General features: G+C 70.4%; 24 protein-coding genes and 4 tRNA genes. 19 read left to right on the forward strand and 9 right to left on the reverse strand.

The features are described 5' to 3' along the window. Nucleotides 1-24: 24 nt before the first annotated feature. From ACWF79_RS04140 to ACWF79_RS04155, 4 genes are all read left to right on the forward strand, one after another. The gene (locus ACWF79_RS04140; RefSeq protein WP_453726595.1) at nt 25-1,578 is read left to right on the forward strand and encodes a complex I subunit 4 family protein; all 1,554 of its coding nucleotides are present in this window, start codon (nt 25-27) and stop codon (nt 1,576-1,578) included. Further along, on the forward strand, nt 1,578-3,074 hold the full coding sequence (locus ACWF79_RS04145; RefSeq protein WP_453726596.1) for an NADH-quinone oxidoreductase subunit N: 1,497 nt from the start codon (nt 1,578-1,580) through the stop codon (nt 3,072-3,074). Before ACWF79_RS04140 ends, ACWF79_RS04145 begins: the two co-directional genes overlap by 1 nt. A 211-nt stretch (nt 3,075-3,285) precedes the next feature. Beyond that, complete coding sequence (gene htpX / locus ACWF79_RS04150; RefSeq protein WP_453726487.1) at nt 3,286-4,149, forward strand: zinc metalloprotease HtpX; 864 nt, start codon at nt 3,286-3,288, stop codon at nt 4,147-4,149. Then, nucleotides 4,146-4,547 (forward strand): YccF domain-containing protein, encoded by a 402-nt coding sequence (locus ACWF79_RS04155; RefSeq protein WP_453726488.1) that lies wholly within the window; start codon nt 4,146-4,148, stop codon nt 4,545-4,547. The genes htpX and ACWF79_RS04155 overlap by 4 nt, the downstream gene beginning before the upstream one ends. Before the next feature lie 9 nt (nt 4,548-4,556). Here ACWF79_RS04155 and ACWF79_RS04160 read toward each other — a convergent pair whose 3' ends face one another. The 4 genes from ACWF79_RS04160 to ACWF79_RS04175 all read right to left on the reverse strand — a co-directional run bounded on the left by ACWF79_RS04160 (nt 4,557) and on the right by ACWF79_RS04175 (nt 7,595). Further along, nucleotides 4,557-5,795 carry an APC family permease gene (locus ACWF79_RS04160; RefSeq protein ID WP_453726489.1) on the reverse strand — a complete coding sequence of 413 codons (1,239 nt, stop codon included), beginning with the start codon at nt 5,793-5,795 and terminating at the stop codon, nt 4,557-4,559. A gap of 75 nt (nt 5,796-5,870) precedes the next feature. Then, nucleotides 5,871-6,518, reverse strand: a complete 648-nt coding sequence (locus ACWF79_RS04165; RefSeq protein ID WP_453726490.1) for an alpha-ketoglutarate-dependent dioxygenase AlkB family protein — start codon at nt 6,516-6,518, stop codon at nt 5,871-5,873. After that, entirely contained in the window at nt 6,518-7,024 is a 507-nt protein-coding gene (locus ACWF79_RS04170) for a methylated-DNA--[protein]-cysteine S-methyltransferase (RefSeq protein ID WP_453726491.1), read from the reverse strand. The genes ACWF79_RS04165 and ACWF79_RS04170 overlap by 1 nt, the downstream gene beginning before the upstream one ends. A gap of 82 nt (nt 7,025-7,106) precedes the next feature. Beyond that, complete coding sequence (locus ACWF79_RS04175; RefSeq protein ID WP_389169189.1) at nt 7,107-7,595, reverse strand: YajQ family cyclic di-GMP-binding protein; 489 nt, start codon at nt 7,593-7,595, stop codon at nt 7,107-7,109. Nucleotides 7,596-7,777: 182 nt separating this feature from the next. Here ACWF79_RS04175 and ACWF79_RS04180 point away from each other — a divergent pair. Continuing rightward, nucleotides 7,778-7,859 (forward strand) — tRNA-Tyr (locus ACWF79_RS04180). A 70-nt stretch (nt 7,860-7,929) separates the two neighbouring features. Here ACWF79_RS04180 and ACWF79_RS04185 read toward each other — a convergent pair. Next, nucleotides 7,930-8,586 (reverse strand): NAD(P)H-binding protein, encoded by a 657-nt coding sequence (locus ACWF79_RS04185; protein ID WP_453726492.1) that lies wholly within the window; start codon nt 8,584-8,586, stop codon nt 7,930-7,932. A gap of 2 nt (nt 8,587-8,588) precedes the next feature. Continuing rightward, nucleotides 8,589-9,866, reverse strand: a complete 1,278-nt coding sequence (locus tag ACWF79_RS04190; RefSeq protein ID WP_453726493.1) for an amidohydrolase family protein — start codon at nt 9,864-9,866, stop codon at nt 8,589-8,591. Between the two features lie 241 nt (nt 9,867-10,107). Between ACWF79_RS04190 and ACWF79_RS04195 the strand changes: the two genes are divergently transcribed. The 6 genes from ACWF79_RS04195 (at nt 10,108) to ACWF79_RS04220 (ending at nt 12,811) form a co-directional block, all read left to right on the forward strand. Next, nucleotides 10,108-10,180, forward strand: a tRNA-Thr gene (locus tag ACWF79_RS04195). A gap of 44 nt (nt 10,181-10,224) precedes the next feature. After that, nucleotides 10,225-10,297 (forward strand) — tRNA-Met (locus ACWF79_RS04200). A gap of 88 nt (nt 10,298-10,385) precedes the next feature. Further along, nucleotides 10,386-10,550 (forward strand): 50S ribosomal protein L33, encoded by a 165-nt coding sequence (rpmG, locus tag ACWF79_RS04205; RefSeq protein WP_007265873.1) that lies wholly within the window; start codon nt 10,386-10,388, stop codon nt 10,548-10,550. An 82-nt stretch (nt 10,551-10,632) separates the two neighbouring features. Then, entirely contained in the window at nt 10,633-11,085 is a 453-nt protein-coding gene (locus tag ACWF79_RS04210) for an FAS1-like dehydratase domain-containing protein (RefSeq protein ID WP_453726494.1), read from the forward strand. A 3-nt stretch (nt 11,086-11,088) separates the two neighbouring features. Further along, nucleotides 11,089-11,517, forward strand: a complete 429-nt coding sequence (locus ACWF79_RS04215; protein WP_453726495.1) for a MaoC family dehydratase — start codon at nt 11,089-11,091, stop codon at nt 11,515-11,517. A 202-nt stretch (nt 11,518-11,719) separates the two neighbouring features. Further along, on the forward strand, nt 11,720-12,811 hold the full coding sequence (locus ACWF79_RS04220) for a UDP-N-acetylmuramate dehydrogenase (protein WP_453726597.1): 1,092 nt from the start codon (nt 11,720-11,722) through the stop codon (nt 12,809-12,811). Nucleotides 12,812-12,838: 27 nt separating this feature from the next. Here the strand turns inward: ACWF79_RS04220 and ACWF79_RS04225 are convergent, their stop codons facing one another. Then, nucleotides 12,839-13,471 carry an NAD(P)-dependent oxidoreductase gene (locus ACWF79_RS04225; protein ID WP_453726496.1) on the reverse strand — a complete coding sequence of 211 codons (633 nt, stop codon included), beginning with the start codon at nt 13,469-13,471 and terminating at the stop codon, nt 12,839-12,841. A 97-nt stretch (nt 13,472-13,568) separates the two neighbouring features. Between ACWF79_RS04225 and ACWF79_RS04230 the strand changes: the two genes are divergently transcribed. Continuing rightward, nucleotides 13,569-14,168, forward strand: coding sequence for a TetR/AcrR family transcriptional regulator (locus ACWF79_RS04230; RefSeq protein WP_453726497.1), 600 nt, complete (start codon nt 13,569-13,571; stop codon nt 14,166-14,168). A gap of 3 nt (nt 14,169-14,171) precedes the next feature. Here ACWF79_RS04230 and ACWF79_RS04235 read toward each other — a convergent pair whose 3' ends face one another. After that, the gene (locus ACWF79_RS04235) at nt 14,172-15,248 is read right to left on the reverse strand and encodes an adenosine deaminase (RefSeq protein WP_453726498.1); all 1,077 of its coding nucleotides are present in this window, start codon (nt 15,246-15,248) and stop codon (nt 14,172-14,174) included. Between the two features lie 136 nt (nt 15,249-15,384). Further along, on the reverse strand, nt 15,385-16,611 hold the full coding sequence (locus ACWF79_RS04240; protein WP_453726499.1) for a pyridoxal phosphate-dependent aminotransferase: 1,227 nt from the start codon (nt 16,609-16,611) through the stop codon (nt 15,385-15,387). A gap of 203 nt (nt 16,612-16,814) precedes the next feature. Between ACWF79_RS04240 and ACWF79_RS04245 the strand changes: the two genes are divergently transcribed. From ACWF79_RS04245 to rplJ, 7 genes are all read left to right on the forward strand, one after another. Then, nucleotides 16,815-16,887, forward strand: a tRNA-Trp gene (locus ACWF79_RS04245). Between the two features lie 103 nt (nt 16,888-16,990). After that, nucleotides 16,991-17,278: a preprotein translocase subunit SecE gene (gene secE, locus ACWF79_RS04250; RefSeq protein ID WP_137993978.1), complete on the forward strand. Its 288-nt coding sequence runs from the start codon at nt 16,991-16,993 to the stop codon at nt 17,276-17,278. A 43-nt stretch (nt 17,279-17,321) separates the two neighbouring features. Further along, entirely contained in the window at nt 17,322-18,233 is a 912-nt protein-coding gene (gene nusG, locus ACWF79_RS04255; protein ID WP_453726500.1) for a transcription termination/antitermination protein NusG, read from the forward strand. 166 nt (nt 18,234-18,399) lie between these two features. Beyond that, nucleotides 18,400-18,834, forward strand: coding sequence for a 50S ribosomal protein L11 (rplK, locus tag ACWF79_RS04260; RefSeq protein ID WP_030318720.1), 435 nt, complete (start codon nt 18,400-18,402; stop codon nt 18,832-18,834). 130 nt (nt 18,835-18,964) lie between these two features. Further along, the gene (rplA, locus tag ACWF79_RS04265) at nt 18,965-19,693 is read left to right on the forward strand and encodes a 50S ribosomal protein L1 (protein WP_361967819.1); all 729 of its coding nucleotides are present in this window, start codon (nt 18,965-18,967) and stop codon (nt 19,691-19,693) included. A gap of 143 nt (nt 19,694-19,836) precedes the next feature. Beyond that, complete coding sequence (locus ACWF79_RS04270) at nt 19,837-20,781, forward strand: hypothetical protein (protein ID WP_453726501.1); 945 nt, start codon at nt 19,837-19,839, stop codon at nt 20,779-20,781. A gap of 273 nt (nt 20,782-21,054) precedes the next feature. Next, complete coding sequence (gene rplJ / locus ACWF79_RS04275) at nt 21,055-21,585, forward strand: 50S ribosomal protein L10 (RefSeq protein WP_453726502.1); 531 nt, start codon at nt 21,055-21,057, stop codon at nt 21,583-21,585. The last annotated feature ends 66 nt before the right edge of the window (nt 21,586-21,651 follow it).

Raw genomic sequence — 21,651 nt, forward strand, 5'->3', positions numbered from 1 at the left:
GTGATCGATATCAGCGAATCCGTGATGCAGTTCCTTCTTGCGTTGATCGTCGCCGGCCCGCTCCTCGGTGCCGTCGCCGCTCTCCTGCCCGCCCCGCCCGGGCTGAAGGGGAAGTCGCCCGACCAGGCCGTGCTCCGCCACGGCGTGATCGTCACCGGCGCCGTCCTCCTCGCCGCGATCGTGCTCACCCTCGGCTTCGACCACGACCAGCCGTCGAGGATCCAGGCGAGCACGGACATCAAGTGGATCCCCGCACTCGACGTGCGCCTCCACCTCGGTGTCGACGGCATCTCCCTCCCCCTCCTGGTCATGACCGCGCTGCTGACCTTCCTCTGCGCGCTTCACAGCTACTTCAAGATGCCGAGCGGCCCTTCCCCCAAGGGCTTCGTGGCACTCCTCCTCGTCCTCGAGTCCGGCACCCTCGCCACCTTCGCCGTCCTCGACCTGGTCCTGTTCTTCCTGGCCTTCGAGATGGTCCTCATCCCGATGTACTTCCTGATCGCCCGCTGGGGCGGTGCGGGCAGGCAGGCCGCCGCCTGGAAGTTCATCCTCTTCACGCTGCTCGGCTCGGTCGTCATGCTGCTCGGCCTGCTCCTCGTGGGACTGAAGGCAGGCACGTTCGACATGGTGGCACTCGGCACTGACAACGGCCGTGGACTCTCCACGTCCATGCAGGTCATGGTCGTTCTCGCGATCGGCGTCGGGCTCGCGGTGAAGACCCCGATGTGGCCGCTGCACAGCTGGCTCCCCGACGCCCACACCGCCGCCCCCACGGTCGGCTCGGTCCTCCTCGCGGGCGTCCTGCTGAAGATGGGTACGTACGGGTTCGTCCGCATCCTCCTGCCGATCACCCCCGACGGCATGCGGATCCTCGCCCCCTACCTCGCGGCCTTCGCCGCCGTCGGCATCATCTACGGCTCCCTCGCCTGCCTCGCCCTGACCCGCCCCGGCATCAACGGCGACCTCAAGCGGCTCATCGCGTACTCCTCCGTCGGCCACATGGGCTTCGTGCTCCTCGGCATCGCGACCATGACCCCCACCGGTGTCAACGGCGCGCTCTTCGCCAACATCGCCCACGGCCTCATCACCGGCCTGCTGTTCTTCCTGGTCGGCGCGGTCAAGGACCGGTACGGCACCGCCGACCTCGACACCCTCGCCGGCGCCACCGGCGCCGCCCTCTACGGCCGCGCCCCGCGCCTGGGCGGGCTGCTCGCCTTCGCCGCCGTCGCCTCCCTCGGCCTGCCCGGCCTGGCCGGTTTCTGGGGCGAGATGCTCGCCCTGTTCGGCGCCTTCGAACCGGCCGAGGGCCTCAGCCGCCCCGCCTTCCTCACGTTCATGGTGATGGGCGGCATCGGCACCCTCCTCACCGCCGCGTACCTCCTGCTCGTCGTCCGCCGCGTCTGCATGGGCGGCCCCCGGCCGAGCGGGGAGAGCACGATCGCCGACGTCCAGGGGTACGAGTTCGCCGCCTGGACCCCGCTCGTCGCCCTCACCGTCCTCGCCGGACTGTGGCCCGCGGTTCTCCTCGGCCTCACCGACCCGGCCGTGCAAGCGCTCCTCGCGGGAGGAAACTCGTGATCCCCACGACCCTCGTCCAGTCCGTCGACTGGCTCGCGATCGCGCCGCCCACCCTCGCCGCGGTGGTCGCCCTCGCCGTCCTCGTCGCGGACCTCTTCCTCCCCGAGCGCCACAAGCAGCTCCTGGGCTGGACCGCGATCGCCGGACTCGTCGCCTCGATCGCCCTGCTCGTCCCGCTGCGCGCGGGCGACCGTTCGACCTTCTGCCTCACCACCGAACCCGCCGCGACCGCCGCCTGCAGCTACACCGTCGACCAGTTCACCCTGGTGATCCAGTTCCTGGTGTTCGGCGGCGCCCTGCTCACGGCCCTGCTGTCGCTCTCGGACACCCGCGACAAGCTGCCGGCGGGGGAGTACTGGTTCCTGCTCCTCTCCTCGGCCGCCGGCGCGGCCCTGCTGCCCGCCTCCCGCGACCTCGCCACCCTCGTCGTCGCCCTCGAAGTGGCCTCCCTGCCCGCCTTCGCCCTGGTCGGCATGCGCCGGGGCGACCGGCAGTCCAGCGAGGCGGCGCTGAAGTTCTTCCTCTCCTCCGTCACGGCGACCGCCGTGACGCTGCTCGGCGTGAGCTTCGTGTACGCCGCGACCGGCACCCTCCACCTCACCGAGGTCGCCCAGGGACTCGACGACGTCCCCGCGCAGCTGGAGACCCTCGCCCAGGTGGGCGTGGCGCTCACGCTCGTCGGCTTCGCCTTCAAGACGGCCGCCGTCCCCTTCCACTTCTGGGTTCCCGACACCTACATCGGCGCCCCGCTGCCCGTCGCCGGCTACCTCTCGGTGGTCGGCAAGGCCGTCGGCTTCACCGGCCTCATCCTGGTGACGGTCGTCGCGTTCCCCGCGTACGCCGACATCTGGGGGCCGGCGCTCGCCGTGCTCGCCGCGCTCACCATGACCGTCGGCAACGTGGCCGCGCTGCGCCAGGTCTCCACGCGCGCGTGGAGCGCGGTCCGGCTGCTCGCCTGGTCCTCCGTCGCCCAGGCCGGCTACCTCCTGGTCCCGATCGCCGCCGCCGCGTACTCCAGCGACGACCAGGTGGGCGCCACCCTCGCGTACGCCCTGATGTACGCCGTCGTGAACCTCGGCGCCTTCGCCGTCGCCGCCCTGGTCGCCCGTACGCACCCCGAGAACCGGATCGCCGACTACCGCGGTCTCTACGCGGCCAGCCCGCTCCTGGCGCTCACCATGGGCTTCTTCCTGCTCAACCTGGCGGGTCTGCCCCCCGGTGTCATCGGCCTCTTCGCCAAGGTCACCGTCTTCTCGGCGGCCGTCGACGCCGGCCTCGGCTGGCTGGCCGTGATCATGGGCGTGAACGTCGTGATCGGCCTCTACTACTACCTGCGGTGGACAGCACTGCTGTTCCGCGAGCCGGTGGGGGAGCGGGCTCACGCGCGCGTGCCCGCCCCGATCACCCTGGCGATCGGGCTGGCGGCCGTCGTCGGCGTCGTGCTGTCGGGCTACCCGCAGCTCGCCCTCCGCTTCGCGGCGCTCAGCCTGTTCTGACCCCCCAGGAGAGCCGCCGAACCCCGAGCTGACGCGCCGTACGGAGCGTACGGATCCTCGGGCCTCACCCGTACGGCTCACACCGGCCCCCGTGGGGGCAAGGGAACCGGAGCCTTCCGCCTGGCGTTGACCAGTACGGAAGGGTCCACTGGACGAGGTGGGCCACCACCGAGCAAAGGGTTCCCCTGCCGCACCACTTGGAGGGCGTACCGTGCACCGCCGGCACAACGGGCTGAGGACCGCCGTCCTCCTCGGAGGGCTCTCGGCCCTCATCATCGTCATCGGCAGCTTCTTCGGACGTACGGGGCTGATCGTCGCGCTCGTCGTGGCGCTCGGCACCAATGCGTACGCCTACTGGAACAGCGACAAGCTGGCCCTGCGGGCCATGCGCGCGCGCCCGGTGAGCGAGTTCGAGGCCCCCGCCCTGTACAGGATGGTGCGCGACCTCTCCACCCAGGCCCGCCAGCCGATGCCCCGGCTCTACATCTCGCCCACCCAGGCGCCCAACGCCTTCGCGACCGGCCGGAACCCGCGCAACGCGGCCGTGTGCTGCACGGAGGGGATCCTCGCGATCCTGGACGAGCGCGAGCTGCGCGGGGTCATCGGCCATGAGCTCAGCCATGTCTACAACCGGGACATCCTGATCTCCTCGGTCGCCGGGGCGCTCGCCTCCGTGATCATGTTCCTGGTCAACTTCGCCTGGCTGATCCCGGTCGGCCGCTCCAGCGACGACGACGGCCCGGGGCTGCTCGGTATGCTTCTGATCATGATCCTTGGCCCGGTCGCCGCCTCGGTCATCCAGCTCGCGATCAGCCGGTCCCGGGAGTACGAGGCGGATGCCTCGGGCGCCCAGCTCACCGGCGACCCGCTGGCCCTGGCCAGCGCCTTGCGCAAGCTCGACGCGGGTACGAAGCAGCTCCCGCTGCCGCCGGAGCCGAAGATCGAGACCGCGAGCCACATGATGATTGCGAACCCCTTCGGCGCGGGCAAAGGCGTCTCGAAGATGTTCTCGACGCACCCGCCGATGGCGGAGCGCATCGCCCGACTCGAGCAGATGGCAGGTCACCGCCCGTGAAGACAATTCTGAACATCATCTGGCTGATCCTGTGCGGCTTCTGGATGTTCCTCGGCTACATGCTGGCGGGCGTCCTGCTGTGCATCACGATCATCGGAATCCCCTTCGGGCTCGCCGCCTTCCGGATCGGCGTCTACGCCCTCTGGCCCTTCGGCCACACGGTCGTGGACCGCCGCGACGCGGGCGCGCCGTCCTGCGTGGGCAACGTGCTCTGGCTCATCCTCGCCGGCTGGTGGCTCGCGCTGGGCCACATCACGACGGGCATCGTCCTCTGCGTCACGATCATCGGCATCCCGCTGGGCATCGCGAACTTCAAGCTGATCCCAGTCTCCCTGCTCCCCCTGGGCAAGGAGATCGTCCGCACGGACGAGGCCGCCTTCCCGTACGCGACCTCCTGAGGGGCTCCCTCAGGGCCGGTGGTGTTCGCGTCGTCCCCGGCTGACCGCGTAGGCGACCGTGCCGGCCGCGAGGACGCCGAGTCCCGCCAGGACCGCGCCCGGGGGCAGCGCGAACGCCAGCGCCCCGCACCCGGCCAGGCCGAGCGCGGCGAGCGGGCGGTGCGAGCGTCCCAGCGTCCAGGCGGAGGCGTTCGCGATGGCGTAGTAGACGAGGACGCCGAAGGACGAGAAGCCGATCGCGCCCCGCACGTCCGCCGTCGCGGCGACCACGGCCACCACCGCGCCCACCGCGAGTTCCGCCCGGTGCGGCACCTGGAAGCGGGGGTGCACAGCGGCGAGCGCCGTCGGCAGGTGGCCGTCCCGGGCCATCGCCAGCGTCGTACGGGACACCCCGAGGATCAGTGAGAGCAGCGCGCCCAGCGCGGCGACCGTCGCGCCCACGGCGACGACGGGAACCAGCCACCCCGCGCCCGCCGCCCGGGCCGCGTCGGCCAGCGGCGCGGGGGAGGCCGCGAGGGCCTGGGGCCCGAGGACGGCCAGGACGCCCACCGCCACCGCCACGTACACGGCCAGGGCGATGCCGAGGGCGAGCGGCACGGCCCGCGGGATCGTCCGGGCCGGGTCGCGTACCTCCTCGCCGAGCGTGGCGATCCGCGCGTACCCCGCGAACGCGAAGAAGAGCAGCCCCGCCGCCTGCAGCACCCCGCCCGCCGTCACCTCGGCGTCGAACGCGAGCCGCCCGAAGTCGGCCTCCCCGGAACCGAACACGGCCACTACCACCGCCGCCAGGACGGCGAGCACCAGCGCCACGACCACCCGCGTCAGCAGGGCGGACTTCTGCACCCCGCCGTAGTTCACGGCCGTCAGGGCCACCACGGTCGCGACCGCCACCGCGTGTGCCTGCTCCGGCCACACGTACGCCCCGACCGTGAGCGCCATCGCCGCGCACGAGGCCGTCTTGCCGACGACGAACGCCCAGCCCGCGAGGTAGCCGAAGAACGGCCCGAGGCGTTCGCGACCGTACACATACGTGCCGCCCGAGGCCGGGTAGCGCGCGGCCAGCCGGGCCGAGGCCATCGCGTTGCAGTACGCGACGAACCCGGCGAGCCCGAGCGCCGGCAGCAACCCCGCCCCCGCCGCCCCGGCCGCCGGGCCGAGCGCGACGAAGATCCCGGCGCCCACCATCGAGCCAAGGCCGATGACGACGGCGTCGAAGACGCCGAGGGAGCGACGCAATTCGTGTGTCATGCACGGCACACTACGGGTGCGCCGACGGACCCGCCGCAACCGCTCCCGGCACCCGCGGCCCCCCGGACCTGAACGTCATGTCCGGGACCATTCGCGCTCGCGCTCGATACCCGTCTCGCGCAGCGTGATGTTCAGCCGTCCGACGAGCCCCAGCGCCGGATCGGCCGTCCCGGCAAGAACCTTGGGCACGCCGTGGTACGCGAAGCGCGACGGCCCGCCGAAGACGAAGAGATCGCCGGACGCCAACTCGACGTCCGTATACGGCTTCCCCCGGCTCTCGGTGTTCCCGAACCGGAACACGCAACGGTCCCCGAGGCTCAGCGACACCACCGGCGCCCCGGCCCGCTCGTCCTTGTCCTGGTGCAGGCCCATCGTGGCGCCGGCGTCGTAGAAGTTCACGAGGGCGGTGTCGGGGGAGAAGGGAAGCTCCTCCCCGTAGGCCTCACGCACCCCGGCCCGGCCCAACTCGCCGAGCCACTTCGGCAACGCGACGTCGACGGTGTCGAGATACCGGTACGGAACCCAGCGCCGCCCCAGGCAGAGCGTCCGCACCGACATCACCCCGCCGCCCGGCAGCACGGTGTGACGGTACGTCACGGGCCCGCGCCCCCACTCCCGGCAGGCGTCCACCAACTCCCGCTGCCGGTCGAGGGAGAGCCATCCGGGCACGTGCACGGCGCCGGGGGCGACAACGGTCCGCTCGCGCGGAAACAGCCCGTCCATCAGGCCACCTTGGCTCCTTCGAGCCCGAGCAGCCGCTCCTTGCGCTCCACGCCGGCGGCGTACCCGCGCAGACTCCCGTCCGCGCCGATCACCCGATGGCAGGGGCGCACGACGAGCAGCGGATTGCGCCCGATCGCGGTACCGACGGCGCGCACACCGGCGCCGACGGAGCCGACCTTCCGGGCGATGTCCCCGTACGAGACGGTGGCCCCGTAGGGGATCTCCTCCAGGGCCCGCCACACGCGCCGCTGGAACTCCGTACCGCCGTCCGCGAACGGGATGTCGAACCGCTCGCGCCGCCCGGCGAAGTACTCGCCCAGCTGGCCCGCGATCTGCTCGAAGGCCTCGGGCACGTGCCGCCACCCGTCCTCGACGGCGGCACCGCCCTTCTGCCCGGGCAGCGACAGCGAGACGAGCTCGACCGGACCGGCCTCCTCGCCGCCGCCCTGCCGCCCGACGAGCAGCATCCGTCCCAGGGGCCCTTCGACGTACGCGTACACCGTCATGGCGGTTCCTCTCCTCGCGCTCACTTCTCGTCCAGTGTGCGAGGCCCGCCGGCTCCAGGCTGGCGGTTTTCGGACGTGGTGATCAGCGGTAGTTCACGAACTGGATCGCGAAGTCGAAGTCCTTGCCCTTGAGCAGCGCCTGCACGGCCTGCAGGTCGTCCCGGCTCTTCGAGCTGACCCGCAGCTCGTCACCCTGGACCTGCGCCTTGACGCCCTTGGGGCCCTCGTCGCGGATGACCTTGGAGACCTTCTTGGCGTTCTCCTGGGAGATGCCCTCCTCGATCGTCGCGAAGATCTTGTACTCCTTGCCGGACAGCTGCGGCTCGCCGGCGTCCAGCGACTTCAGCGAGATCCCGCGCTTGATCAGCTTGGTCTCGAAGATGTCGAGGATCGCCTTCACGCGCTCCTCGCCGTTCGCCTGCATCAGGATCTTCTCGCCCGACCAGGAGATCGAGGCGTCGGTGCCCTTGAAGTCGTAGCGCTGCGAGATCTCCTTCGCGGCCTGGTTGAGGGCGTTGTCGACCTCCTGCCGCTCGACCTTGGAGACGATGTCGAAACTGGAGTCGGCCATGACGTGTGGCTCCTTGCGTCGAATGCGTTGCGGTTGCGTTGGCGTACGGGGCAAGCCTAGTCATCCGATCACCCCCGATCCGCTGATCAATCCGGTGGCGAAGCACCCCTGGGGATCAGGTATCGTTTACGTCGTTGCCCCGGAGCACCGCCGAAAAGCGGCTCCGAGCAGCGACATCCCATGGCGGTGTGCCCGAGTGGCCAATGGGAGCGGACTGTAAATCCGTCGGCTTAGCCTACCCAGGTTCGAATCCTGGCGCCGCCACGCGATAGAGAAGGTCCCCGGTGTTCGCACCGGGGACCTTCTTCGTTGTGCGGGGGCCTTTTCCCGTGGGTCAGTTGCCCGCCACGTCCTTGACCGCGACCGTCACCGGGACGGAGCCCGCGATCAGTTCCAGAGTCAGGCCCGCTGTCGCCGGCGTGTCCAGGAGTTCGGCCAGGACCGCCGCCACGTCGTCGCGGGGAATGGGGCCACGGCCCGTCGAGGCCTCCAGGCGGACCAGGCCCGTGCCCGCGTCGTTCGTCAGCATGCCGGGGCGCAGGATCGTCCAGTCCAGGCCCTTGCGCGCCCGTACGTCGTCGTCCGCCGCGCCCTTCGCGCGCAGGTAGGCGTCGAAGACCTCGTCGCCCTGGTGGGCGGAGTCGGCGCCCATGGAGGAGACGACGAGGTAGCGCCGTACGCCCGCCCGTTCCGCCGCCTCGGCGAAGAGGACCGCCGCCGCACGGTCCACCGTGTCCTTGCGGTCCACGCCGCTGCCCGGGCCCGCGCCCGCCGCGAAGACCGCCGCGTCCGCGCCCTGCAGGACCGCCGCGACCATCTCCGTCGTGGCCGTCTCCAGGTCCAGGACGATCGGTTCCGCGCCGGCCGCCCTCAGGTCGTCGGCCTGGCCCGGGTCTCTGATGAGCCCCGCGGGCTCGTGCCCCGCCGCCGAGAGCAGCCGCTCCAGACGCAGGGCGATCTGACCGTGTCCACCAGCGATGACAATGCGCATACTCACGACCGTACGACGGGACCAGCCGGAGGGCTTCCCGGATCCGGACGTTCCGGCCGTGCCTGGCGCGGCAGATCGAGCGCCGCCGCCGAGTCGCAGTACTCACGCACCGCGCTCGTCCGGGCCACCACCCGCCCCCGGTGCACGACGATCCGGCTGTACGCGAGGGACAGCACGCCCGCGAGGCGCTCCCCGCGCACCGCGAGCAGCTCGGCGGGGAACCCGGCCTCGACCCGTACCTCCGCGAGACCCAGCGCCGTACGCGCCGCCGCGCTCACCGCTCCGTACGCGTCCTCGACCGGCATCCCGCCCAGCGACGCCAGCAGGTACGCCGCCTCCAGCGGATCCCCGCGCCCCACAGGGTTGGAGACGTCCCGCAGCGCCCCTCCGCCGGCCGCGACCCGCACGCCCGCCGACCGCAGCAGCCGCACCGGCGCCGCACCGCGCCGCTCGGTCGCCTCGCAGCCGCCCTGCGGCAGGCAGACCACCGTCACGCCGGCCGCCGCCAGCTGGTCCGCCGCCCGGCGCGCCGCGTCCGAGGGCAGCCGGGAGAGCCCCGCGCACGGGCCGATCGTCACCCCGGGCCGCAGCCCGCCCGCCATGGCCGCGAACCGGGCGAGCCGCGCCGGGTCGTCGGAGTCGGTGTGGAGGTCGACCGGGCAGCCCTGCTCCGCCGCCACCTCCAGGACCGCCTCCACGTACCCCGCCGGGTCCGGATCGAGGTCGGGGCAGCCGCCCACCACGCTCGCGCCCATCTTCACGGCGTCCCGCAGCATCGCGAGCCCGTCCGCGCCCGCCGTGCCGGTCAGCAGCCGGGGCACCGCGACCGTCGTCAGGTCCACCAGGCCGCGCAGCGAACGCCGGGCCTGGAGCACGGCCTCCAGCGGGCCGAGGCCATGGACGTCGCCGATCCGCACGTGCGCGCGCTGCGCGGTCGCGCCGTGCCCGAGCTGGAGCAGCGCGGCCTCGGTGGCCCGCCGCTGCACCTCGTCGGGGGCGTACGAGACGGGGCCCGGGAAGTCGGCGCTGAGCGCGGTGTCGGCGTGGGCGTGCGCCTCCGCGGGGGCGGGCAGCAGCAGATAGCCGGCGAGGTCGACGCGGGCGCCGACGGCCGTGAGGCTGCCCGCCGTGCCGACGGCCTCGATCCGCCCGCCGACGAGCCGGACGTCGACGGTCCGCCCGTCGGTGAGGCGGGCGTTGGAGAGCAGGAGCGAGGTGGAGTCGGCGGTGGCAGCGGACCGGTCGTCGGGCGGCTGGGGCTGCTTGCTGTCGGCTGACATCGGCCTCCTCAAGGCTCCTCGAGCTCACGGTCAGGTTCAGCTCAAGATCAAGATCACGCAGCGTGGGGCCGAGCCTAGGGGCGGTCCGGCCGCCCTTCGAGGAGGTGGGCAATAGTCGTACTGATGAGGCCACGTGTGGCGTACGGGACGGGCGTGGCGGACGCGCGCGCGTGGCCGTCGGCGAGGGCTCCGAAACGGATTTGGGCGATCGGCGGAGGACCGTGTAATGTCTTCATCGCTCGCCCCAATAGCTCAGTCGGTAGAGCGTCTCCATGGTAAGGAGAAGGTCTACGGTTCGATTCCGTATTGGGGCTCTGGTGAGAAGGAACCCGCCTTCGGGCGGGAACCGGATCATCAAAGCGGTGTAGCTCAGTCGGTAGAGCAAGCGGCTCATAATCGCTGTGTCACCGGTTCAAGTCCGGTCACCGCTACACACGGTAGCCGATTGTGGGGTCGGTCCTTCGATCGGCTACTCTTTTATGCGTTCATCCGTCCATCCGTCCGTCAAGGAGCACTCACGTGGCTGCCACCGACGTCCGCCCGAAGATCACGCTGGCCTGCGTGGAGTGCAAGGAGCGGAACTACATCACCAAGAAGAACCGGCGTAACAACCCGGATCGCATGGAGATGAAGAAGCACTGCCCTCGCTGCAACTCGCACACGGCGCACCGCGAGACGCGCTAATCAGGCTCGTTCACGAGGCCGTCCCCGCCAGGGGGCGGCCTCGTGTCGTTTGTCGGCAACAAATCCAGGAGGTATCGAGTCCATGGCGCTCGACCAGTCCTTCGTGGGTCGGACGTATCCGCCCACCGCGCCCTACGAGGTCGGCCGCGAAAAGATCCGCGAGTTCGCCGAGGCGATCGGCGACGCGAATCCGGCCTACGTCGACCAGGAAGCGGCGAAGGCCCTCGGCCACCCCGATGTGATCGCCCCGCCGACCTTCGTGTTCGCGATCACGTTCAAGGCGGCCGGCCAGGTCGTCGAGGACCCGCAGCTGGGCCTGGACTACAGCCGGGTCGTGCACGGCGACCAGAAGTTCGTCTACACCCGGCCGGTGCGGGCGGGCGACCGGCTCTCGGTCACCACGACCATCGAGGCGATCAAGTCGATGGCGGGCAACGACATCCTGGACATCCGCGGCGAGGTGCACGACGCGACCGGCGAGCACGTCGTGACCGCCTGGACCAAGCTCGTGTCCCGCGCGCCCGAGGAGGCCTGAGCCATGACCGCGAAGATCGCTTACGACGAGGTCGAGGTCGGCACCGAGCTGCCCGCCGCCACCTTCCCGGTGACGCGCGCCACGCTGGTGCGGTACGCCGGCGCCTCCGGGGACTTCAACCCGATCCACTGGAACGAGAAGTTCGCCCGCGAGGTGGGCCTGCCGGACGTCATCGCGCACGGCATGTTCACCATGGCCGAGGCCGCCCGCGTCGTCACCGACTGGGCCGGCGACCCGGCCGCCGTCGTCGAGTACGGCGTCCGCTTCACCAAGCCCGTGGTCGTCCCGAACGACGACGAGGGCGCCCTGATCGAGGTCAGCGCCAAGGTCGCGGCGAAGCTGGACGACGGTCTGGTCCGGGTGGACCTCACCGCGATGTCGGCCGGCCAGAAGGTCCTGGGCATGTCCCGGGCCGTGGTCAGGCTCGCGTAGCGGATCGAGGGCGGCCGCCGCTTCCGGTGGCGGCCGTCCTCGCCCCGTCGCGCCGCCGGCAGGCGCGGGAGGCGGCGAAGGCGGACGCCTCGGACGCAGAGGTGTCCGGGGCCACGACGCCCGAGCGGCGGGACGCGGTCCCGGCGTGATCCCACCCTTCGTGGACGGCCCCGTCACAGCGGCGGGGCCTTCCGCGTTTCCCCTGCGGAAGCGCGCGGCCCGTACTCTTGTGCCCGTGCAGGAACTCCACGACGCCCCCCTCGCCCCCCTGACCACCTTCCGACTCGGTGGCCCCGCCGCGCGGCTCGTCACGGCCGTCACCGACGACGAGGTGATCGCCGCCGTCCGGGAGGCCGACCGCGCGGGTACCCCGCTGCTGGTCATCGGCGGCGGATCCAACCTGGTCATCGGCGACAAGGGCTTCGACGGAACCGCCCTGCGCATCGCCACCACCGGCTTCACGCTCGATGGTACGGAGCTGGAGCTGGCCGCCGGCGAGGTCTGGACGGACGCCGTCGCGCGCACCGTCGAGGCCGGGCTCGCCGGGATCGAGTGCCTGGCCGGGATCCCCGGATCGGCGGGCGCGACCCCCATCCAGAACGTGGGCGCGTACGGGCAGGACGTCTCGGCGACGATCACCGAGGTCGTCGCGTACGACCGCCGGGCCGAAGAGACCGTCAGCCTCACCAACGCCGAGTGCGCCTTCTCGTACCGCCACAGCCGCTTCAAGGCCGACCCGGAGCGCTACATCGTGCTGCGCGTGCGCTTCGAGCTGGAGGACGCGGACGGGCTCTCCGCGCCGATCAGGTACGCGGAGACCGCCCGCGCCCTCGGGGTCGAGGCGGGGGACCGGGTGCCGCTCGCGCGGGCGCGCGAGACGGTCCTGAACCTGCGTGCCGGGAAGGGCATGGTCCTGGACCCGGCCGACCACGACACCTGGTCCGCCGGCTCCTTCTTCACCAACCCGATCCTGAGCGCTGAGGAGTACGAGACCTTCCTCACGCGCGTCGCCGAGCGGCTCGGCGCGGACGTGGCCGCGCCCGCCTACCCGACGGGCGAGGACGGCCAGGTCAAGACCTCGGCCGCCTGGCTGATCGACAAGGCCGGCTTCACCAAGGGATACGGCTCCGGCCCCGCCCGTATCTCCACCAAGCACACCCTCGCGCTCACCAACCGGGGCGAGGCCACCACCGAGGACCTCCTCGCGCTCGCCCGCGAGGTCGTCGCCGGTGTGCGGGACGCCTTCGGGGTCACGCTCGTCAACGAGCCGGTGACGGTCGGCGTCAGCCTCTGACCCGCGCCTTCCGCGGGTCTCCCGGCGTCAGTACGCCACTCCGACGCCCTGCCGGACCGTCGCCCGGTCGTCGATCATCGCCAGCATGGCGTGGGCGACGTCGGCGCGGGCGAGGGAGCGGCCCCGCGGCGGGGTGCCGCCGACGACCGTGCGGTAGCGGCCGGTGACGGGCTTGTTCGTCAGCTTGGGCGGGCGTACGGACGTCCACTCCGTGGCGCTCGCCGCCACCTCGGCCTCCATCACGCGCAGGTCGTCGTACACGTCCTTCAGGACCGAGTTGATGATCGCGAGCACGGCCTTGTCCACGACGGCCTGACCGTCCGGGACGGGACCGAGCGGGGCGGCGCTGACCACGAGGAGCCGCCGGACGCCCTCCGCGTCCATCGCGGCCAGGACCGAGCGCGTGAGCTTCGCGGCGATCCCGGCGTCCGCGCGGCTGCGGGCGCCGAGGCCCGAGAGCACGGCGTCCTTGCCGACGACCGCTCCGCGCAGCGCGCCGGGGTCGGAGAGGTCGGCGCGGAAGACCTCCAGGCGGTCGCCGGTGACGGTGAGCCGAGCCGGGTCACGGACGACGGCCGTGACGTCGTGGCCGGCGTCGAGGGCCTGCCGGACGATCTCCTGGCCGACTCCGCCGGTCGCGCCGAAAACGGTGAGCTTCATGGTCCACCTCGCAGGGGGGTGAAAGGGTGGGTGAGTGTTCACTTACCCTTAGAGTGGGTGAGTACTCACTCACCCGTCAAGTGTCGTTGGAGCCTGCATGGACCCGAAGCCGACCCGCGTCCGGATCATCGACGCCGCCCACAGCCTCATGCGCACCGCAGGCCTGGCCCGCACCACGACGAAGGAGATCGCCAAGGAGGCGGGCTGCTCCGAAGCGGCGCTCTACAAGTACTTCCCGAGCAAGGAAGACCTGTTCGTGACCGTCCTCAACGAGCGGCTGCCCCAGCTCGGCGGACTCCTCGGCACCCTCGTCACCGACCCCGGAGGCCGGGGCGTCGAGGAGAACCTCACCGAGATCGCCCGCCAGGCCGCGCTCTTCTACGAGCAGACCTTCCCGATCGCCGCCTCGCTCTACGCCGAACCCAGCCTCAAGCGCCGCCACGACGACGTCATGCGCCAACTCGGCGTAGGCCCCCACCGCCCGATCGAGGGCCTCGCCGCCTACCTCCGCGCCGAACAGCAGCACGGCCGCGTCGGCCCCACCGCCGACCCGCTGACCGCCGCCTCCCTGCTCCTGGGCGCCTGCGTCCAGCGCGCCTTCGCCTGGGAGATGACCGGCGACGGCCGCCCCCCGCAGGACCTCGACACCTTCGCGCGCTCCCTCGCCCGCACGCTGATGGCAGGGATCGCCCCCTAAGAGCTACGGGGCCACCGCGCCGACCGGAGCCGTCAGCCAGTCGTCGACACCCGAGAGCAGCTTCCGCCTGACGTCCTCGGGGGCCGCCGAGGCACGGATCGACTGACGGGCCAGGTCGGCCAGCTCCGCGTCCGTGAAGGCATGGTGGCGGCGGGCGATCTCGTACTGGGCCGCCAGCCGCGAGCCGAACAGGAGCGGGTCGTCCGCGCCGAGCGCCATCGGCACGCCGGCCTCGAAGAGCGTCCGCAGCGGCACGTCCTCGTGCTTCTCGTAGACCCCCAGCGCCACGTTCGACGCCGGGCAGACCTCGCAGGTCACGCCCTTCTCCGCGAGCTTGCGCAGCACCCGGGGGTCCTCCGCCGCCCGCACCCCGTGGCCGATCCGCGCCGCCCGGAGGTCGTCCAGGCAGTCCCGTACGGAGGAGGGACCCGTCAACTCGCCGCCGTGCGGGGCCGCGAGCAGGCCACCCTCGCGCGCGATCGCGAAGGCCCGGTCGAAGTCCCGGGCCATGCCCCGGCGCTCGTCGTTGGAGAGCCCGAAGCCGACCACGCCCCGGTCCGCGTACCGCACGGCGAGCCGGGCGAGCGTACGGGCCTCCAGCGGGTGCTTCATCCGGTTCGCCGCCACCACGACCCGCATCCCGAGCCCGGTCTCCCGCGCGGCCGAGTCGACCGCGTCCAGGATGACCTCCATGGCCGGGATCAGACCGCCCAGCAGCGGGGCGTACGAGGTGGGGTCGACCTGGATCTCCAGCCAACCCGAGCCGTCCCGCACGTCCTCCTGGGCCGCCTCCCGCACCAGCCGCTGGATGTCCTCCGGCTCCCGCAGGCAGGACCGGGCGATGTCGTACAGCCGCTGGAAACGGAACCAGCCGCGCTCGTCGGTGGCCCGCAGCTTCGGCGGGGTGCCGCTGCTCAACGCCTCCGGGAGATGGACGCCGTACTTGTCGGCCAGCTCGATGAGCGTCGTCGGCCGCATCGACCCCGTGAAGTGCAGATGCAGATGGGCCTTGGGCAGCAGGTTGATGTCGCGGGAAACGTTCGGGGGGTTCGGGGGGTGTCCCCCTGAAGAGGCCAGCATTGAAGGATCTTGCCGCACCCGAATGGACGAGCACAGCCCCTTTCCCCGATCGGGACCTGGCTAGAACGTAAAAACGGACCCCCGGTTCCGGAGAACCAGGGGTCCGTGGCAACCCACTCACGGTGAGTACGTCCGGTCAGTCGCGGGCCTCGGCCAGCAGCTTCTGGATCCGGGACACGCCCTCCACCAGGTCCTCGTCACCGAGCGCGTACGAGAGCCGCAGGTAGCCGGGGGTACCGAAGGCCTCGCCCGGGACGACCGCGACCTCGGCCTCGTCCAGGATCAGCGCGGCCAGCTCGACCGAGTTCTGCGGGCGCTTGCCGCGGATCTCCTTGCCGAGCAGCGCCTTCACCGACGGGTACACGTAGAACGCGCCCTCGGGGGTCGGGCACAGGACGCCCTCGATCTCGTTGAGCATCCGCACGATGGTCTGGCGGCGCCGGTCGAAGGCGCGGCCCATCTCCTCCACCGCCTCCAGGTCGCCCGTGACGGCGGCGAGGGCGGCGGCCTGCGCGACGTTGCTCACGTTCGACGTGGCGTGCGACTGCAGGTTCGTCGCGGCCTTCACGACGTCCTTCGGGCCGATGATCCACCCCACGCGCCAGCCGGTCATCGCGTACGTCTTGGCGACGCCGTTGACCACGATGCACTTGTCGCGCAGCTCCGGCATGACCGACGGCAGGGAGACGGCCGAGGCGTTGCCGTACACCAGGTGCTCGTAGATCTCGTCCGTCAGCACCCACAGACCGTGCTCGACGGCCCAGCGGCCGATCGCCTCGGTCTCGGCCTCGGTGTACACCGCGCCGGTCGGGTTCGACGGGGAGACGAAGAGGACGACCTTGGTCCGCTCCGTGCGCGCCGCCTCCAGCTGCTCCACCGAGACGCGGTAGCCGGTGGTCTCGTCGGCGACGACCTCGACCGGGACACCGCCCGCGAGCCGGATCGACTCGGGGTACGTCGTCCAGTACGGGGCCGGGACGATGACCTCGTCGCCCGGGTCGAGGATCGCGGCGAAGGCCTCGTAGATCGCCTGCTTGCCGCCGTTGGTCACCAGGATCTGCGACGGGTCGACCTCGTAGCCGGAGTCGCGGAGCGTCTTCGCGGCGATCGCGGCCTTCAGCTCGGGCAGGCCGCCGGCCGGGGTGTAGCGGTGGTACTTCGGGTTCTTGCACGCCTCGACGGCGGCTTCGACGATGTAGTCGGGCGTCGGGAAGTCGGGCTCACCCGCGCCGAAACCGATCACCGGGCGCCCGGCGGCCTTGAGGGCCTTGGCCTTGGCGTCGACGGCGAGGGTCGCGGACTCGGAGATCGCACCGATGCGGGCGGAGACCCGGCGCTCGGTCGGAGGGGTAGCAGCGCTCATACGGCCCATGCTCCCAGACCCGCTTCCCGCCCGGCACACAGGTTTCAGGGAGCGGACAGGAACGGTCATTCCTGGTCGTAGGTGGGGTGGCCGGGACTCCTGGCTGCTTTCTGTTCGACGCAGGGCTCATGAACACGTACACTCACTGCTCGTTGGCCCTCACCGACCACGTCTCACGATGCGGTAGGTTGGGGGAGCCACAAAGGGTCGTAGCTCAATTGGTAGAGCACCGGTCTCCAAAACCGGCGGTTGGGGGTTCAAGTCCCTCCGGCCCTGCTACACACACCGCCAGGATGTGTGCGCATGTACGTACTTCTATGCACCGCCGTGCGGATCCACCCGGCACGGCACTGCCATGACCCGGGATCAGGTGAGAAGCGTGACGGACGCCGTGGGCTCCATCGACATGCCTGATGCCGAGGACGAGGCGCCGGACTCGAAGAAGAAGGCCCGCAAGGGCGGCAAGCGCGGCAAGAAGGGCCCCCTGGGCCGTCTCGCGCTCTTCTACCGCCAGATCGTCGCGGAGCTTCGCAAGGTCGTCTGGCCCACTCGCAGCCAGCTGACGACGTACACCACGGTAGTGATTGTCTTCGTTGTCATCATGATCGGCCTTGTGACCGTGATTGACTATGGCTTCCAGGAAGCAGTCAAGTACGTCTTCGGCTGACTTCTTGTTCCACCCCATCTGTAGCCAGGAAGAAGCAGCCACCGTGTCTGACCCGAACCTGAACGAGTCTGTTTCCGAGGACGAGCTCGACATCCTCGAGGCGGCCGACGAGGACCAGGCTGAGGCTGCTGACGCCGCTGCGGGCGAGGCTGCCGAAGAGGCCGCCCTGAACATCGAGGACGACGAGATCGAGGAGTCCGAGGACTCCGACGAGGACGTCGCCGATGTCGAAGGCGCCGAGGACTCCGACGACGCCGATGACTCCGAGGACGAGTCCGACGAGGACACCGACGTCGAGGCCGAGGTCGAAGAGGCCGAGGAGGAGCCCGCCGCTCCCGTCGACCCGATCCAGGCGCTGCGTGACGAACTCCGTGGCCTGCCCGGCGAGTGGTACGTGATCCACACCTACGCGGGCTACGAGAAGCGCGTGAAGGCCAACCTCGAGCAGCGTGCCGTCTCGCTGAACGTCGAGGAGTTCATCTACCAGGCCGAGGTGCCCGAGGAAGAGATCGTCCAGATCAAGAACGGCGAGCGCAAGAACGTCCGGCAGAACAAGCTGCCCGGCTATGTGCTCGTCCGCATGGATCTGACGAACGAGTCGTGGGGCGTCGTCCGCAACACTCCCGGCGTCACCGGCTTCGTGGGCAACGCCTACGACCCGTACCCGCTGACCCTGGACGAGATCGTCAAGATGCTCGCCCCCGAGGCCGAGGAGAAGGCCGCCCGTGAGGCCGCCGAGGCCGAGGGCAAGCCGGCTCCGGCCCGCAAGGTCGAGGTCCAGGTCCTCGACTTCGAGGTCGGCGACTCGGTCACCGTCACCGACGGCCCCTTCGCCACCCTCCAGGCCACGATCAACGAGATCAACGCCGACTCGAAGAAGGTCAAGGGCCTCGTCGAGATCTTCGGTCGCGAGACCCCGGTCGAGCTCAGCTTCGACCAGATCCAGAAGAACTGACCCTCACAGGTCACAGGTTTCCGACCAGGTCAGAGTGGCTCTCGTAGCCGCTCTGACCTGCTCGGTTTTTAGCCGCACGCCTATACCCGTTATCGTTGTGCGGTATGCCTCCATCCGGATGACCGGATGGCGGGCTGAACACTCTCACTAGGACCCGGAGAGAGCAATGCCTCCCAAGAAGAAGAAGGTCACGGGGCTTATCAAGCTCCAGATCAACGCCGGTGCGGCCAACCCGGCCCCGCCGGTCGGCCCCGCACTGGGCCAGCACGGCGTCAACATCATGGAGTTCTGCAAGGCCTACAACGCCGCGACCGAGTCGCAGCGTGGCATGGTCGTGCCGGTGGAGATCACGGTCTACGAGGACCGTTCCTTCACCTTCATCACCAAGACTCCGCCGGCCGCCAAGCTGATCCTCAAGGCCGCGGGTGTGGACAAGGGCTCCGGCGAGCCGCACAAGACCAAGGTCGCCAAGCTGACGGCCGCCCAGGTCCGCGAGATCGCCACGGTCAAGCTCCCCGACCTGAACGCCAACGACCTGGACGCCGCGTCGAAGATCATCGCCGGCACCGCCCGTTCCATGGGCATCACGGTCGAGGGCTGATCACCCCCTTCGTGACCACGCGGCGGTAGCCGCAAATTGTCACTGTGTGGTAGGGCCGGCGCGGCCCGCACCACGACTCCATACCTGCCACGCGGCGTAAGCCGCATGGTGTTACTGCACAGGAGCAGAAGTGAAGCGCAGCAAGGCTCTCCGCAGCGCGGACGCCAAGATCGACCGGGAGCGCAACTACGCCCCCCTCGAGGCCGTCCGTCTCGCCAAGGACACCGCCGCCACCAAGTTCGACGGCACCGTCGAGGTCGCCTTCCGCCTGGGCGTCGACCCGCGCAAGGCCGACCAGATGGTCCGTGGCACCGTGAACCTCCCGCACGGCACCGGTAAGACCGCCCGGGTCCTGGTCTTCGCGACCGGTGACCGTGCCGAGGCCGCAGTTGCCGCTGGCGCCGACATCGTCGGTTCCGACGAGCTCATCGACGAGATCTCCAAGGGCCAGCGCCTGAACGAGTTCGACGCCGTCGTCGCCACCCCGGACCTCATGGGCAAGGTCGGCCGCCTCGGCCGCGTCCTCGGCCCGCGTGGTCTCATGCCGAACCCCAAGACCGGCACCGTCACCCCCGATGTCGCCAAGGCTGTCAACGACATCAAGGGCGGCAAGATCGAGTTCCGCGTCGACAAGCACTCGAACCTGCACTTCATCATCGGCAAGGTCTCCTTCGACGAGACGAAGCTGGTCGAGAACTACGCCGCGGCTCTGGAGGAGATCCTCCGTCTGAAGCCGTCCGCCGCCAAGGGCCGCTACATCAAGAAGGCGACCCTGACGACGACGATGGGCCCCGGCATCCCGCTGGACTCCAACCGCACCCGCAACCTCCTCGTCGAGGAGGACCCGGCCGCGGTCTGAGCCCTCACGGCTCACTGAGTGGTCACCGGCCCCTCAGCCCCTCTCCGGAGGGGCTGAGGGGCCGGTTTTTTCGGTACGGAACCGTCAGTGCCGTCGGATACCGTGCAAGTGACCGTCGAACTGAAGATCAAGGGGTGGGGCTCATGGGCAGGACCGCGTGGAAGCGCGCAGGCGTCTCGCTGGTCGCCGTGGCCGTCGTGGCCGGCGTCGCGGGCTGTGAGGGCGGCGGGGGCGGCGGCGGGGGCAAGAGGGCCGCCGACGCGCCCGCGAAGCCGCAGCTCCAGACGCGCGCGGCGGTCACGAAGGTCATCCAGGCCGCGTACGAGAAGACCTCGGCCGCCAAGTCCGCGAAGATCAGGATGACCATGAAGGTGCCGGCCGGCCTGCAGACGGGCGGCGACACCGTGGAGATGACCGGCGTGCAGGGCTGGGACCCTGCCGCGATGGACATCACCATGAAGGGCTTCGCGGCCGGGGACACCGCGGGCGCCGACACGATGCGCGTGATCATGCTCGACGGCGTGATGTACATGGACGGCGGCACGAAGGCGGCCGCCGAGATGGACGGCAAGCGCTGGATGAAGTTCGACTTCATGGCCGCCGCGGAGATGTCCGGGGACAAGGAGCTCCAGAAGTCGATGACCGGCGGCCTGGAGAACATGAACCAGGACCCGGCCAAGCAGATCGCCCTGATGCTGGACTCGCCGAACCTGAAGCACCTGGGCCCGGAGAAGGTCGACGGCGTGGAGGCGCAGCACTACAAGGGCTCGCTGACCCTGGAGCAGATGCTCGCCACGAACAAGTCCCTCGACGTGCTCTCCGAGCAGGAGCGCAAGGACCTGATCGCCAACATCAAGAAGTCCGGCATCACGGGGTACGACACCGAGCTGTGGGTGAACGGCGACGGCTACCCGGTGAAGATGGACATCGGCATGAAGACGCCCCAGGGTGCGGTCGAGATCGAGGCCCACTACTCGGACTACGGCGCCAAGGCCGCCGTCCAGGCCCCGCCCGCCAAGGACACCGTCGATCTCTTCAAGATGCTGAAGGAGATCGGCGAGGCCGGTGAAGGCGGCGGTCAGGCCTGAGCCGACTGGGCCGTACGGGCGGATTTGCTCCCCGCCCGATCCGTCGCGTACTCTTCCACAGAAGCCAAAGACCGCTGGTCGTTGCCGTGCTCTCGTCAGAGGGTCCGGTGGCCGAAGGTTCGCTGAGATGCGAACGGCCCGCGTAGGTGATCGTGGAAGAGTTCCCGGATCTTTGATCCGGTCGAGCTGAGCCCCGTGCGCCTGCGCCGGGGCGTTTTCTTTTGTCAGCCCCTTCTGAGCGGTCCTCATCACCCGGAAGGAGGCCGACGCTCTATGGCAAGGCCCGACAAGGCTGCCGCGGTAGCCGAGCTCAAGGACAAGTTCCAGAGCTCGAGCGCCGTCGTGCTGACCGAGTACCGGGGTCTCACCGTGGCCCAGCTCAAGACGCTGCGCCGTTCGCTCGGTGAGAACGCCCAGTACGCCGTGGTGAAGAACACGCTGACCAAGATTGCGGCCAACGAGGCCGGGATCACCTCGCTCGACGACCAGTTCACCGGTCCGACGGGCGCTGCCTTCATCACCGGTGACCCGGTGGAGTCGGCCAAGGGTCTTCGTGACTTCGCCAAGGAAAACCCGAACCTCGTCATCAAGGGCGGTGTCCTTGACGGCAAGGCGCTGTCCGCCGACGAGATCAAGAAGCTTGCGGACCTCGAGTCCCGCGAGGTTCTGCTCAGCAAGCTGGCCGGCGCGTTCAAGGGCAAGCAGTCCCAGACTGCCTCGCTCTTCCAGGCGCTGCCGTCGAAGTTCGTCCGCACCGCGGAGGCGCTTCGCGTCAAGCTCGCCGAGCAGGGCGGTGCCGAGTAATTCGGCTCGCGCAATGATCGCCGCCCGCTAGGGCGACGGTCGCAGCGGGCCGAACGTACGCCCGCC

This window comes from Streptomyces sp. NPDC054975 (assembly GCF_053609105.1).

What these genes read in the sequence shown, in the direction of transcription:
- ACWF79_RS04190 (WP_453726493.1), bottom strand. Translation starts at nt 9,866, where the DNA reads ATGTCAGCCGACAGCAAGCAGCCCCAGCCGCCCGACGACCGGTCCGCT.
- ACWF79_RS04215 (WP_453726495.1), top strand. Translation starts at nt 11,089, where the DNA reads ATGACCGCGAAGATCGCTTACGACGAGGTCGAGGTCGGCACCGAGCTG.
- ACWF79_RS04210 (WP_453726494.1), top strand. Translation starts at nt 10,633, where the DNA reads ATGGCGCTCGACCAGTCCTTCGTGGGTCGGACGTATCCGCCCACCGCG.
- ACWF79_RS04185 (WP_453726492.1), bottom strand. Translation starts at nt 8,586, where the DNA reads ATGCGCATTGTCATCGCTGGTGGACACGGTCAGATCGCCCTGCGTCTG.
- ACWF79_RS04140 (WP_453726595.1), top strand. Translation starts at nt 25, where the DNA reads ATGCAGTTCCTTCTTGCGTTGATCGTCGCCGGCCCGCTCCTCGGTGCC.
- ACWF79_RS04165 (WP_453726490.1), bottom strand. Translation starts at nt 6,518, where the DNA reads ATGGACGGGCTGTTTCCGCGCGAGCGGACCGTTGTCGCCCCCGGCGCC.
- ACWF79_RS04270 (WP_453726501.1), top strand. Translation starts at nt 19,837, where the DNA reads ATGGGCAGGACCGCGTGGAAGCGCGCAGGCGTCTCGCTGGTCGCCGTG.
- ACWF79_RS04235 (WP_453726498.1), bottom strand. Translation starts at nt 15,248, where the DNA reads ATGCTGGCCTCTTCAGGGGGACACCCCCCGAACCCCCCGAACGTTTCC.
- ACWF79_RS04230 (WP_453726497.1), top strand. Translation starts at nt 13,569, where the DNA reads ATGGACCCGAAGCCGACCCGCGTCCGGATCATCGACGCCGCCCACAGC.
- ACWF79_RS04225 (WP_453726496.1), bottom strand. Translation starts at nt 13,471, where the DNA reads ATGAAGCTCACCGTTTTCGGCGCGACCGGCGGAGTCGGCCAGGAGATC.
- ACWF79_RS04170 (WP_453726491.1), bottom strand. Translation starts at nt 7,024, where the DNA reads ATGACGGTGTACGCGTACGTCGAAGGGCCCCTGGGACGGATGCTGCTC.
- ACWF79_RS04175 (WP_389169189.1), bottom strand. Translation starts at nt 7,595, where the DNA reads ATGGCCGACTCCAGTTTCGACATCGTCTCCAAGGTCGAGCGGCAGGAG.
- rplK (WP_030318720.1), top strand. Translation starts at nt 18,400, where the DNA reads ATGCCTCCCAAGAAGAAGAAGGTCACGGGGCTTATCAAGCTCCAGATC.
- rplJ (WP_453726502.1), top strand. Translation starts at nt 21,055, where the DNA reads ATGGCAAGGCCCGACAAGGCTGCCGCGGTAGCCGAGCTCAAGGACAAG.
- ACWF79_RS04160 (WP_453726489.1), bottom strand. Translation starts at nt 5,795, where the DNA reads ATGACACACGAATTGCGTCGCTCCCTCGGCGTCTTCGACGCCGTCGTC.
- ACWF79_RS04240 (WP_453726499.1), bottom strand. Translation starts at nt 16,611, where the DNA reads ATGAGCGCTGCTACCCCTCCGACCGAGCGCCGGGTCTCCGCCCGCATC.